Annotated in this window: 10 protein-coding genes; 5 read left to right on the forward strand and 5 right to left on the reverse strand. The window is 70.1% G+C overall.

Annotated elements, in window-relative coordinates; genetic code table 11:
* Positions 1-84 precede the first annotated feature (84 nt).
* Both C9I47_RS15100 and C9I47_RS15105 read right to left on the reverse strand, forming a co-directional pair.
* Positions 85-3,264, reverse strand: coding sequence for an efflux RND transporter permease subunit (locus C9I47_RS15100; RefSeq protein WP_111267490.1), 3,180 nt, complete (start codon positions 3,262-3,264; stop codon positions 85-87).
* 7 nt (positions 3,265-3,271) lie between these two features.
* Positions 3,272-4,393 carry an efflux RND transporter periplasmic adaptor subunit gene (locus C9I47_RS15105; protein ID WP_223250172.1) on the reverse strand — a complete coding sequence of 374 codons (1,122 nt, stop codon included), beginning with the start codon at positions 4,391-4,393 and terminating at the stop codon, positions 3,272-3,274.
* A 148-nt stretch (positions 4,394-4,541) separates the two neighbouring features.
* On the opposite strand from C9I47_RS15105, the gene C9I47_RS15110 reads away from it, so the two are divergent.
* The 4 genes from C9I47_RS15110 (at position 4,542) to C9I47_RS17655 (ending at position 7,978) form a co-directional block, all read left to right on the forward strand.
* Positions 4,542-5,204, forward strand: a complete 663-nt coding sequence (locus C9I47_RS15110) for a TetR/AcrR family transcriptional regulator (protein ID WP_111267492.1) — start codon at positions 4,542-4,544, stop codon at positions 5,202-5,204.
* Between the two features lie 164 nt (positions 5,205-5,368).
* On the forward strand, positions 5,369-6,037 hold the full coding sequence (locus tag C9I47_RS15115) for a protein-L-isoaspartate O-methyltransferase family protein (protein ID WP_111267493.1): 669 nt from the start codon (positions 5,369-5,371) through the stop codon (positions 6,035-6,037).
* A gap of 17 nt (positions 6,038-6,054) precedes the next feature.
* Positions 6,055-7,470, forward strand: coding sequence for a TolC family outer membrane protein (locus tag C9I47_RS15120; RefSeq protein WP_111267494.1), 1,416 nt, complete (start codon positions 6,055-6,057; stop codon positions 7,468-7,470).
* 244 nt (positions 7,471-7,714) lie between these two features.
* Positions 7,715-7,978: a hypothetical protein gene (locus C9I47_RS17655; protein ID WP_145985541.1), complete on the forward strand. Its 264-nt coding sequence runs from the start codon at positions 7,715-7,717 to the stop codon at positions 7,976-7,978.
* 78 nt (positions 7,979-8,056) lie between these two features.
* On the opposite strand, the gene waaA is transcribed toward C9I47_RS17655, so the two are convergent.
* Positions 8,057-9,388 (reverse strand): lipid IV(A) 3-deoxy-D-manno-octulosonic acid transferase, encoded by a 1,332-nt coding sequence (gene waaA, locus C9I47_RS15125; protein ID WP_111267495.1) that lies wholly within the window; start codon positions 9,386-9,388, stop codon positions 8,057-8,059.
* A 239-nt stretch (positions 9,389-9,627) separates the two neighbouring features.
* Between waaA and lpxL the strand changes: the two genes are divergently transcribed.
* Entirely contained in the window at positions 9,628-10,545 is a 918-nt protein-coding gene (gene lpxL / locus C9I47_RS15130) for an LpxL/LpxP family Kdo(2)-lipid IV(A) lauroyl/palmitoleoyl acyltransferase (protein WP_111267496.1), read from the forward strand.
* Between the two features lie 42 nt (positions 10,546-10,587).
* On the opposite strand, the gene C9I47_RS15135 is transcribed toward lpxL, so the two are convergent.
* Both C9I47_RS15135 and C9I47_RS15140 read right to left on the reverse strand, forming a co-directional pair.
* Positions 10,588-11,922, reverse strand: a complete 1,335-nt coding sequence (locus C9I47_RS15135; RefSeq protein ID WP_111267497.1) for an O-antigen ligase family protein — start codon at positions 11,920-11,922, stop codon at positions 10,588-10,590.
* The gene (locus tag C9I47_RS15140) at positions 11,903-13,000 is read right to left on the reverse strand and encodes a glycosyltransferase (protein WP_223250392.1); all 1,098 of its coding nucleotides are present in this window, start codon (positions 12,998-13,000) and stop codon (positions 11,903-11,905) included. Before C9I47_RS15140 ends, C9I47_RS15135 begins: the two co-directional genes overlap by 20 nt.
* Positions 13,001-13,127: the final 127 nt, after the last annotated feature.

The raw sequence follows: 13,127 nt of genomic DNA on the forward strand, positions 1-13,127 counted from the left end.
GTAAGCCGCGATCGGGCCTTCCCATGAAAGCTGCATCGCGGCTTACGCCGCTCCTACTGGATCGCTACGGGTGGTGCGCCGGCATCAGCCTTGCGTCGATGCCGGCACCTTGACCCGGAACCAGGCCGCGTACAGGGCCGGCAGGAACAGCAGGGTCAGCACGGTCGCGACCAGCAGGCCGCCCATGATCGCCACCGCCATCGGGCCGAAGAACGCACTGCGCGACAGCGGGATCATCGCCAGGATCGCCGCCAGCGCGGTCAGCACGATCGGTCGGAAGCGGCGCACGGTCGCCTCCACGATCGCCTTCCAGGTCTCCTCGCCGGCGGCACGGTCCTGCTCGATCTGATCGACCAGGATCACCGAGTTGCGCATGATCATGCCGGCCAGCGCGATCGTGCCCAGCATCGCCACGAAGCCGAACGGCACCCGGAACACCAGCAGGAACAGGGTCACGCCGATCAATCCCAGCGGTGCGGTCAGCAGCACCATCACACTGCGCGAGAAGCTGCGCAGCTGCAGCATCAGCAGGGTGAACACCACGAACAGGAACAGCGGCATGCCGGCGTTGATCGAGTTCTGGCCGCGCGCGGAGTCCTCGACGGTGCCGCCGATGTCGATCGAATAGCCGTAAGGCAGCGTCGCGCGCAGCGCGTCCAGGGTCGGCGAGATCTGCCCGGCCACCGTCGCCGGCTGGGTGCCGTCGTAGATGTCGGCGCGCACGGTCATGGTCGGCCGGCGGTCGCGATGCCAGATGATGCCGTCCTCGAAGCCGTACTCCAGGGTCGCGATCTGCTCAAGCGGCACGCTGGCGCCATTGCCGGTCGGCACCGCCAGGCTGCCGAGCATGTCCAGCTGGAGCCGCTCCTCTTCCGGACCGCGCAGCAGCATCTCGACCAGTTCGTTGCCCTCGCGGTAGGTGCTCACGTGCGAGCCGGACAGCGAGCTGGTCAGGAAGTGCGCGACCTCGGCCGAGCTGATCCCCAGCGCGCGGGCGCGCTCCTGGTCGATGTTCAGGCGCACAACCTTGCTGGGCTCGTCCCAGTCGAGGTTGACGTTGGTGACGTGCCGGTTCTCGCGGATCTTCTCGCGCACCTGGTAGGCGATCTCGCGGATCTGGTCGATGTGCTCGCCGGACACGCGGAACTGCACCGGATAGCCGACCGGCGGACCGTTCTCCAGGCGGGTCACGCGCAACTGCAGGTCGGGAAACTGTGGCACCACCTCGTCGATGACCCACTCACGCACCGCCTCGCGTGCCTCGATGTCTTTCGGCATCAGCACGAACTGCGCGAAGTTGGCCGCCGGCAGTTGCTGGTCGAGCGGCAGGTAGAAGCGCGGCGAGCCGGTACCGACATAGGCGACGTAGTTGCTCAGGTCCTCGCGTTCGGCCAGCAGCGCCTCCAGCTTCTTCGCCTGCGCCTCGGTCGCCTTCAGCGAGCTGCCCTCGGCCAGCTCCATGTCGACCATCAGTTCCGGGCGCACCGAGTCGGGGAAGAACTGCTGCGGCACGAAGCGGAACAGCAGCACCGAGCCGACGAAGGCGGCAACGGTGATCGCGATGACGGTCTTGCGCCGGCGCACGCACCACACCAGCAGATGCCGGAAGCGGACGTAGAAACGGGTCGCATACGGGTCATGGTCGCGGCCGTCGTGCGGCGGCGGACGGATCAAGTCGGCCAGCGCCCCGCTCCTGCCAGCGGCGAGCCGGTCGGCCCAGCGCTCGCGCTGCGCATGCCAGCGCGCGGCCAGCGAGCCGGGCTTGAGCGCCGCCGAGTGGCCGTGATCGGGCAGCAGCTTGTCGCCCAGGAAGGGAATGAACATCACCGCGGCGACCCACGACACCAGCAGGGCGATGGTGACCACCTCGAACAGCGAGCGGGTGTACTCGCCGGTGCTGGAGGCGGCGGTGGCGATCGGCAGGAAACCGGCGGCGGTGATCAGGGTGCCGGTCAGCATCGGGAACGCGGTGCTCTCCCAGGCGAACGCGGCCGCCTTCAGGCGACTGAAGCCCTGCTCCATCTTGATCGCCATCATCTCCACCGCGATGATCGCGTCGTCGACCAGCAGGCCCAGCGCCAGCACCAGCGCGCCCAGCGAGATCTTGTGCAGGCCGACTCCGAAGAACTCCATCGTCGCGAAGGTCATCGCCAGCACCAGCGGGATCGACAGCGCGACCACCAGACCGGTGCGCAGGCCCAGCGACAGGAAGCTGACCAGCAGCACGATCACCACCGCCTCGGTCAGCACCTTGACGAACTCGCCGACCGACTCGTCGACCGCGGCCGGCTGGTCGGCGACCTTGTGCAGCTCCATGCCCGCCGGCAGCGTGTCCTGCAGGCGTGCGAACTCCGACTCCAGGGTCTCGCCCAGATCGAGGATGTTGCCGCCGTCGCGCATCGCCACGCCGATGCCGATCGCGTCCTGGCCCCGGAAGCGCATGCGCGGCGCCGCCGGGTCGGCGAAGCCGCGACGGATCTCGGCGATGTCGCCGAGGCGGAAGGTGCGGTCGCCGACCCGGATCGGGAAGTCGCGGATTTCCTCGACCGTGCCGAAGCGGCCGTCGACCCGCAGCGGCACGCGGCTGCTGGCGGTCTCGAAGAAGCCCGCCGGGACCATCGCGTTCTGCTGCTCCAGCGCCTGCTGCACCGCCTGCGCCGGCACCCCGAGAGTCGCCAGCTTGGTGTTCGACAGCTCGATCCAGACCTTCTCGTCCTGCACGCCGAACAGCTCGATCTTGCCGACGTCGGGCAGGTCCTGCAGCGCCAGCTGCACGCGCTCGGCGTAGTCCTTCAGCACCGCGTAGTCGAAACCCTCGCCGGTCAGCGCATAGATGTTGCCGAAGGTGTCGCCGAATTCGTCGTTGAAGAACGGGCCGACGACCTCGGCCGGCAGCAACGGACGGATGTCGCCGACCTTCTTGCGCACCTGGTACCACAGCGGCTCGATCTCCTTGGAGCGCATCGAGTCGCGCGCCATGAAGATCACCTGCGATTCGCCCGCGCGCGAGTACGAGCGGATGAACTCGTACTCGCCGGTCTCCATCAGCTTCTTCTCGATCCGCTCGGTGACCTGGGTGGAGACCTCCTCGGCGGTCGCGCCCGGCCACAGGGTCCGGATCACCATCGCCTTGAAGGTGAACTCCGGGTCCTCGCTGCGGCCCAGGTTGAGATAGGAGAAGGTGCCGGCGATCGCCACCACCAGCATCGCGTAGACGACCAGGCTGCGATGGCGCAGCGCCCATTCGGAAAGATTGAAGCGCATGGCCGCCTCAGCGTTCCGGAACCTGGACCACCGGCTGCGGACCGGCCTGGTCCGCAGCCGCCGCCAGCTTGACCGGCCGGTTGTCGCGATCGACCGGCGCGACCTTCAGCCCCTCGCGCAGCAGATGGCCGCCCGCGGTGACCACCCAGTCCGAGGCGCCGATGTCGCCGCTCACCGCGACGCGGTCCTGGCCGTAGGCGCCGGCCTGCACCGGCCGCAGGCGCAGGGTCGAATCCTTCGGGTCGACCACGAATACCGCGGCGCCTTCGCCGTTCTTCTGCAGCGCCGCCAGCGGCACCCCCAGCTCGGCCTCGCGTCCGCCATCGAGGTAGACCCGGGCGCTCTGGCCCAGTTCGAGACTGCCGGCCGGCGCATCGACGGTGACCCGCACCGCGAAGGTGCGCGATGCCGGATCGGCGGCGGGCGAGACCTCGCGCACCCGGCCCGGCCAGCGCTTGCCCGGACGCGACCACAACTCGACCAGTACCGGTCGACCCGGCGCGACCGTGGCGATCGCGCTTTCCGGTACCGCGAACGCGATCTCGCGCTCGCCGTCCGCCGCCAGCACGAACACGCTCTGGCCGGCGGCGACCACCTGCCCGGCCTCGGCCTGGCGCGCGGCGATCACGCCGGCGGCCGGTGCCCGCAGGCGGGTGTAGGCGGACTGGTTGTTGGCGACCTGCAGGTTGGCGCGGGCCGCGTCGACCTGGCCCTGGGCGGCGATCGCGGCGGCGTCCTGGGCATCGACCGCGGAACGGCTGACCACCTGTTCGGCCCCCAGCCGGGTGAACCGCGCGCGTTCGTCGCGGGCGCGCTTGAGCTCGGCCTGGGCCGCGCTCAGTTGAGCCTGCGCGGCCCGCGCCTGCGCGGCGTAGTCGTCGCCGTCGAGCACGGCCAGCACCTGGCCGGCCTCGACCCGGTCGCCGACGTCGACCCGGCGCTCGAGCAGGTTGCCGCCGACCCGGAACGCCAACGGGCTCTCCTCACGCGCCCGCACGTCGCCGGCGAACGCATTCACCGACGCGCTCATCGGCTGCGGTTGCGCCACCAGCACCGGGCGCGGCGCGCTGTTGCCGTCGGTGCCGCCGCCGCATGCGGTCAACGCGGCGGCCAGCAACAGCAAGCTCAAAGGACGGCCCAGTGCCCGGTGAGCGGGGGCGAATCGGGGCGCGCGCGTGCCGGTGGGGGACGGGTGGCGCATGGTGGAGGCCTCAGTCGAAATTAATGAACCAGGCGGTACTGTATAAATATCAAACCGCGTAGTCTAGTATTGAGGCATGTCCGAGAACCGCACTTCCCCCCCTGCGCCCCGCCCGACCGGTCCCGGCCGGCCCAAGGACCTGGCCAAGCGGGCCGCGATCCTCGACGCGGCCAAGCGCATCTTCACCCTGCAGGGCTTCGACGGCACCAGCATGGACCAGGTCGCCGCCGAGGCCGGCGTCTCCAAGCTGACCGTCTACAGCCACTTCGGCGACAAGGAAGGGCTGTTCTCGGCGGTGGTGAAGGCCCATTGCGAGCAGCAGATGCCCTCGTCGCTGTTCGTGGAGCGCCCGGAGCTGCCGTTGCGCGAACGCCTGCTGGAGATCGCCCAGGCCTTCTACGCGATGATCTCCAGCCCCGAGGCGGTCGCCGGCCACCGCATGATGTGCTCGCCGCAGATGGCCGAATCGCCGATGGTCCAGTTGTTCTGGGAGTCGGGGCCGATGCGGGTGCAGGGCGACTTCGCGCACCTGCTGGAACGACGGATCGGGGTCGGCGAACTGGAGATCGCCCACGTCGAGCGCGCCGCCAGCCAGTTCTTCACCCTGCTCAAGGGCGAGCACCACGCGCGCCTGGTGTTCGGCTGCGCCGGGCCGCCGCTGGGCAGCGTCGACGAGCACCTGGCCGCCTCGGTGGACATGTTCCTGGCGGCCTATGCGACCGATCGGGGCCGGCACTGAGCGGCGCGGCGGCACCTGCCGTTACTTGTGTACGGGTGACTTATGGCACTAAATCACCTTCGGCGCCGCGGCCATCCTTTGGCTTCCGGCGCGCGACCGTCGCCGCCCCTTCGCGGACGGTCGATTAGAATGTCGCACCTTTTCCGCGCACGACGAAACCCGACATGACGACGATGGACTTTGCCAAGGCACGCGAACTGATGGTCGAACAACAGGTTCGGCCGTGGGACGTGCTCGACCCGCGCATCCTTGACGTGCTGTCGACGCTGCCGCGCGAGGCCTTCATCGCCGAGGGCCGCCGCAACCTGGCCTATGCCGACATCGCCCTGCCGCTGGCGCACGGCGAGTTCATGATGAAGCCGGTGCTCGAGGGCCGCAGCCTGCAGTCGCTGGCGGTCGAGGCCGGCGACGAGGTGCTGGAGATCGGCACCGGCAGCGGTTTCCTGACCGCGTGCCTGGGCCGCCTCGCCCGCGAAGTGGTCAGCATCGAGCGCCACGCCGACCTCGCCGACAGTGCCCGTGCGCGCCTGGCCGAACAGGCGATCAGCAACGCCAGCGTGATCCACGCCGACGCCTTCGAATGGGACAACGCGCGCCGCTTCGACGCGATCTGCGTGACCGGCGCGGTCGCCGAGATCCCGCCGCGCTTCATGCGCTGGCTCAAGCCCGGCGGCCGCATGTTCGCGATCCGCGGCCGCTCGCCGGTGATGGAAGCCGTGCTGGTGCAGGGCGTCGACGGCGACGCCGTCAACGCCGCGCGCATCCAGTCGTTGTTCGAGACCGACCTCCCCTACCTCGCCGGTGCGGCCCCCGCACCGACCTTCGAGTTCTAAAGGAATAAGGACCCCGCATGATCCGCCGCCCCCTCTTCCTCGCCCTCGCCTTCGTGCTGGCGCCCTCGCTGGCCTCGGCCGAAGACCTGATGCAGACCTATGAACTGGCCCGCGCCGGCGACCCGCAGTTCGCCGCCGCCGAATCCGGCCGCCTGGCGACCCGCGAAGGCGCGGTGCAGGCGCGCGCGGCGATGCTGCCGCAGCTCGACGGCACCGCTACCCTGACCCGTAGCAGGAGCAAGGGTCCGGCCACCCAGAACCTGCTTGATCCGAACACCAACCAGCCAATCTCGCTCAGAGGCGAATCCGACAGCGAAACCACTTCGCGTCGCTACGGGGTCGACCTGACCCAGATGATCTACGACCATTCGCGGATCACCACGCTCAAGAGCCAGAAGGCGCTGAGCATGGCCAGCGACTTCCAGCTCGAAGCCGCCGGCAACGACCTGATCACCCGCACCTCGGCCGCTTACTTCAACGTGCTGGTGCAGTTGGAGACCCTGGCCGCCGCGCAGGCCGCCGAGGACGCCGCCAAGAAGCAGTTCGACTACGCGTCCAAGCGCCTGGAAGTCGGCCTGGCGCCGATCACCGACGTGCACGAGGCCCAGGCCCAGTACGAAAGCGCGCGCGCCAGCACCATCCTGACCCGCAACGCGGTCGAGGACGCCTACCAGGCGCTGGCCGAGATCACCGGCCAGCCGGTGCGCAACCTCAAGGCGCTGCCGGCCGACTTCCAGCCGGTGCTGCCGAACTCGATGGGCGTCGAGGATTGGGTGCAGACCGCGATCGACAACAACCCCGCGCTGCAGGCCAAGGAATACCAGCTCGAGTCCGCCGAGGCCAATGTCAGCACCGCTCGCGCCGGCCATTACCCGCGCCTGTACTTCAACGGCAGCTACGTCGACAGCGCGCAGTGGGGCGAGAATACATTCAGCAACAGCGGCATCGGCTCGGTCACGAACCCGATCGGAAGCGAGAGCCGCGGCCCGCAGTTCGGCATCACCCTGAGCGTGCCGATCTTCGCCGGCGGCGCCACCCAGTCCGGCGTGCGCCAGGCACTGGCCCAGCGCGACGTGACCCAGGACGAACTGGTCCAGCAGCGCCGCGCGCTCGAGCGCAACGCGCGCAACGCCTACCAGACCCTGGTCGCCGGCATCAGCGAGGTCGAGGCCCGCCGCCTGGCCCTGGTCTCGGCACAGAGCGCCTACGACGCCTCCAACGTCGGCCTGGAAGTCGGTACCCGCACCGTGCTGGACGTACTGCAGAACCAGCGCAACCTGTTCACCGCCCAGCAGGCCTACGCGCAGGCGCGCTACAACTACCTGCAGAACCGCCTGCTGCTGCAACAGGCCGCCGGCACCCTGAAGGTCGAGGACCTGCAGGACGTCAACCGCCTGCTGACCGTCGACGCCGAGGCCCAGGTCGATCTCTGACCCGCTCCTGCACGCGCACGATCGAGAAGGGCCGGCTCATGCCGGCCCTTCTTCGTTTGTGGGGGGAGGACGGTGCCGGGACCTGTAGGAAACGACACCTGAAAGATGCCGCAGGAAACAGCGGTTCCGCGTTGACGCAACTCGCTTGTCCAAATAGAACGAAGCTGTCCTGACACGTTTCCAGGGCAGGCATGCCGCCGGCAACACAAGCGCGGCATCGCACTCATTCGACAAGGAGTCCACGATGAAGAAGGCCCTGTTTGGATCGGCGCTACTGGCCCTGGCGCTGGGTTACTCGGCAGCATCAGAAGCTGGATACATCTTCCTGACTGCAATGTGGAACGGCCCCACGGAAGAAATCGCCCGGCAAGCGACATACAATGATCTCTACGTTCAATGTGTCGTCCTGCGCAATGGAAGTCTGGTGAATATCGAAATATCCGCCCAGCCTACAACGAACGGCGATTGGCAGGCTTTCGGCAGCGCCGGTTGCATCACCAATCCGTGACCTCCAGAAACCAAAGGTCGGATCGTCCGGCCTTTGGTACTTCCGAATGCTGGTCCGCCCCCGGCTTCTACGTGGCCCCTAATACCGGCCAAATGCCTCCACCGGCGGCAGCACCGGCTCGATCAGCGCCATCGTCGCCGCCAACGCGCCGCGACCGGACTCGACCAGCTCCAGGCCGGCCTCGACCATCCGCGCACGCTCTTCAGGGTTGTCGAGCAGATCGCCCAGTGCGCGCCCGACCGCCGCGGCGTCGCAGCCGATCTTGAGCGCGCCGGCGCCGGTGAACAGACGGCGGATCTCGGCGAAGTTGTGCAGGTGCGGGCCGGTCACGATCGCGGTACCGGTCGCCGCCGGTTCCAGCAGGTTGTGGCCGCCGACCGCTTGCAGGCTGCCGCCGACGAAGGCGACGTCGGCACAGGCGTAGAAGCTGATCAGCTCGCCCAGGGTATCGACCACGAACACCTCGTCGGCGGCGCCGGGCCAGGTCGCGCGCGAGCGGGTCGCGACCCGCATCCCCGCCATCCGCGCCAGTTCGGCCACCACCCGGAACCGCTCCGGATGCCGCGGCACCCACAGCAACAGCAGGTCCGGATGCCGTTCGCGCAGGCGGCGATGCATCGCCAGCACGGCCGCCTCCTCGTCCTCGTGGGTGCTGGCGGCGATCCAGACCGGCCGGCCGCCATGGGCGGCCCGGCACTGCGCGGCAAAGGCGTCGATGCCGTCGGGCAGGGGCACGTCGAACTTCAGATTGCCGGTCCTGACCACCTGTCCTGCATCCGCCCCCAACCTGACGAAGCGCTCGGCGTCGGCCTGCGACTGCGCGGCGACCCGGGTGACCGTGCGCAGCGCGCGCGCGACCAGCGGCGCCAGCACGCGGTAGCCGCGCAGCGAACGCTCCGACAGCCGCGCATTGAGGATATAGGCCGGAATCCCACGGTCGCGGCAACCGAACAACAGGTTCGGCCACAACTCGGTCTCCATGATCAGGGCAACCCCCGGCTTGAAATGGGCGAGGAAGCGTCCGACCGCGCCGGGCAGATCGTAGGGCAGGTAGACGTGCTCGACCTCGCCTCCCCACAGCGCGTTGACCCGGTCCGAGCCGGTGGGGGTGATCGTGGTGATCAGCAGACGCAGGTCCGGACGCGCGCGACGCAGCGCGTTGACCACCGGCGCGGCGGCGTTGACCTCGCCGACCGAGACCGCATGCAGCCACACCGTGCGTCGGCCCAGTTCGGCATCGGCCGGCGGCTGGTGGTAGACCGCGTAGCGCTCGTGCCAGCGCAACAGATAGGCCTGATGGCGGAAACCACGCCAGATCAGGTGATACAGGGTGACCGGCACCAGCAGGTAGAGCACCGCCGAGTACAGCCCGCGCAGCAGGCGCTCGAGCAGGTCGGGCGAGTCCTTCATCGGCTTCCCGACCCCAAAGGACCCGGCGCGACCGCCCCGCTACGGTGCGCCTGCCGCGCGGCGGCGACCGCGGTTCGGGGGCAGCGCGATCTACTGGCAAGCTGACGACGGGGCCTGGGCATCGGGGAAGGATAGCGAAGGGGCGCGCGATCCGCGCGTGCGGCGGGCGATCCGCGCCGTGCTGCTCCGCCACGATCGCATCGCGCAGGGCGCCTCCGGCGTTGCCTTAGAATTCGTGGATGCGCGACGACACTCCGCTTCCCCGCCCGCCGCTCGGGCCCCGTCATTGGCCGATGTGGCTCGCCCTGGCGTCGATGATGGTCGCCGCGCGCCTGCCGTGGACACTGCAGCGCCTGCTCGGCCGCGGACTGGGCGCGCTGGCGTTCGCCCTGGCCGGCAGCCGCCGACGTGCCGCGGCGACCAACCTGGACCTGTGCCTGCCGGAGCGGTCCCCGGGCGAGCGCGCGACCCTGCTGCGCGACAGCTTCCGCGACCTCGGTGTCGGCTTCCTCGAGTTCGCGCGCGCGTGGTGGGGCGACGCGACCCCGATGCGCAGGACCGCGAGGATCGAGGGCGTGGAGGCGATCGAAGCGATCCTCGCGCAGGGGCGCGGCGTGCTGCTGGTGTCGGGTCACTTCATGACCCTGGAGATGTGCGGGCGGCTGATGTGCGACCGGCTGCCGCTGGCCGGCATGTACCGCCGCCACCGCAGTCCGGTGTTCGAGTGGGCGGTGCGCCGCGGACGCCAGCGCTACGCGGTGGCGATGTTCGCCAACGAGGAGGTGCGTCCGGCGATCCGTCACCTCAAGCAGGGTGGCATCCTGTGGTACGCCCCCGATCAGGACATGCGCGGCAAGGACACCGTGTTCGCACCGTTCTTCGGGGTGCCGGCGGCGACGATCACCGCGACCCACCAGTTCGCGCGGCTGTCGGGCTGCGCGGTGGTGCCGTTCTTCCATCGCCGCGAGGGCGCCGACTACGTGTTGCGGCTGGGCGAGCCGCTGGCGGACTTTCCATCGAAGGACGTCGCCGCCGATACCGCGCGGGTCAATGCCGCGATCGAGGCGATGGTGCGCGAGGCGCCGAGCCAGTACCTGTGGATCCACCGCCGCTTCAAGCGGCGCCCGGACGGCGAAGCGCCGCCCTACGGCAACTGACCGCGGCGGCTCGTTGCCGTCGCGGCCTCTGCGCGATCGCGCTCAGCCCTCCTCGCGCGCCAGCAGGCTGCCGGCATACAGCGCGGCCAGCAGCAGGGTCAGCCCGCCCCAGAAGGTCGAGTAGAACGCGAGGTGGGTATTGAACGGGAACACCGTCACCGCCAACGCCAGCATCGCCGGACGCGCGTTCTCGCGCGCCGCGGCACCGGCGAAGCGCCAGGCGCGCCAGGCCAGCGCGGCGCCGGCCAGCCACAAAAGCAGTCCGAAACCGCCGGTCTCGCTGAGCACCTCCAGCACCAGCTGATGGGCATGGAAGGCCGGGCCCTCGCCCCAGGCCGCCATCTCGTCCGGGGTCGGATCGCAGGCCGGGAACGCCTCGCGGAAGCCGCGCGCGCCGACCCCGTTGAACGGATGCGCGCGCGCCATGCAGGCGGCCGCACCCCAGATCCGCGCACGCCCGGACAGGGCCGTGTCGACGCCGGCCTCGTCGCCGGTCAGCGCGTGCAGGGTACGCTCCACCCGCTGGCTGACCTGTGGCGAGGTCAGGCTCAACACCAGCAACAACGCGGCGCCGAACGCGAATACCCCCAGCAGCTTCTTCCAGCCCAGCAGGCGCCAGCCGGAGAACAGCAGCACCAGGCCGAAGGTGATCCAGGACGCGCGCGAGCCGGCCAGCACGACCACCACGCCGACCGCGGCGGCGGCCAGCAGCCAACCGGCGCTGCCGAAGCGGCGACCGGCGGCATACAGCGCGAACGGCGACAGGCTGGCCAGCACCAGGCCCAGCTTGAGGTTGCAGGGGCCGAGGATGCCGCTGAGGCGATCGACACCGGCGATCTCCTCCGCCGTGCACATGCCATGTCCGCTGATCATCTGCTTGATGCCGTCGATGCCGGCGAACAGCGGGCTGGTGCCGCTCGCCGCCTGGATCAGCGCGTCGACGGTCCAGATGCCGACGATCGCCGCCAGTCCACCGAAGGTGATCCGGCGTCCGCGACGGTCGGCCACGGCCGACGCCGCCAGCCACAGGAACGGCAGGTAGCGCAGGTCGCCGGCCGCCTCCTTCAGCGCGCGCCCCACGTCGACCGCATCGAACGAGGACACCAGCTCCGGCAGCCAGTAGGCGAAGAACAACACGCTGGTCAGCGCCCAGGCCTGGTGGCTGAGCAGGCCGGCGCCGCCACGGAAGCGCGAGACGGTCAGCCGGAACAGCGCGGCCAGGGCGCCCAGCACCAGCATCGCCTCGGCATAGCCCGGCGCCGGCCACAGCGCCACATAGGCGAGGATCCAGGCCGGTGCCCAGCGCCAGCCCGGCGCGGCATCGTGTGGCGCCGCCGGTGCGGTCGCGGAACGGGTTTCAGTCGAGGAGTTCGTCATAGACGGCAAGTGTGGCGTCCTGCATCGCGCGCAGGGTATAGCGCGACATCGTAACGGCTGCGACAGGGGGCTGCGCGAGCAGCGTCCGCGCACGGCTGTGCAGCCCATGGGTGTCGAACGGCGGCGCCGCGCCGGCCGGTTGCAACTCCGCCAACAGCTCGCCGACCCCGCCGTGCGCCCAGCCCAGCACCGGCCGGCCGCAGGACAACGCCTCGATCACGGTCCGCCCGAACGCCTCGGGTTTGCGCGAAAGCTGCAGCACCAGATCGCTGGCCGCGTAGGCACGGGCGATCGCGTCGGTGGGCGCGGAGAACGCCACCGCTTCCGTGATGCCCAGTCGTCCCGCTTCGGCCTCCAGCTCGGCGATGTACGCCTCACGACCCTGTTCGCGCGCACCGGGCAGCCACAGACGCACGTCGTCGCCGTCGCGGCGCAACGCCGCCAGCAGCGCCAGCGCATCGGCATGCCCCTTCAAGCGGGTGCCGCGGCCGGGCAACAGCAGCAGTGGGCCGTCCCCTGCCAGTTGCGGATGCAGGGCCGCCGCCCAGGCGCGCGCGGCCGGATCGGGATGCGCGGCGGGCGGGAACGCCGACGGCTCGATCCCGCGCGGAATCACCCGCAGCCTGGCCGCGTCGGTGGCCGGGTAGTGCCGCATCACGTAGTCGCGCACCGTCTCCGACACGCAGACGACCCGCTCGCCGCGGGTCATCACCGCGGAGTAGCGCGAAGGCGAATTCAGGCCGTGCACGGTCGTTACCAGTCGCGGCCGGCCCCTGTCCGGCAACCCACGCAGCGCCAGCACCGCCAGCCACGCCGGCAGCCGCGAACGCGCGTGCACCAGGTCGACCCGCTGCTCGACGATCAGCCGGCGCAAGGCGCGCGCGCGCAGCAGGGTCAGCGGCGACTTGCGGCCGATGTCGAGTTCGAGGTGTTCGGCGCCCAGCGCCCGCAGTCGCGGTACCAGCCGGCCGCCGGCGGACACCACCAGCGCGCGGTGCCCGGCGCGCACCAGCGCCTCGGCGACTTCCAGGGTCGAACGCTCGACTCCGCCCGAATCCAGCGCGGGCAGCAGTTGCATCACCGTGCGCCGATGCCCCGGACGCCGGCGCGCCTGTCCGGCGCCGGCATGCTTCACATCGGCCCGCCCCGCATCGGCATGGTCCATGCGCTCACCCTGCATGGCGGTCATCGTGCACGGCGGCCGT

Origin of the sequence: Marilutibacter maris, from assembly GCF_003233695.1 — a bacterium.
In the GTDB taxonomy this organism is placed as follows: Bacteria; Pseudomonadota; Gammaproteobacteria; order Xanthomonadales; family Xanthomonadaceae; genus Marilutibacter; species Marilutibacter maris.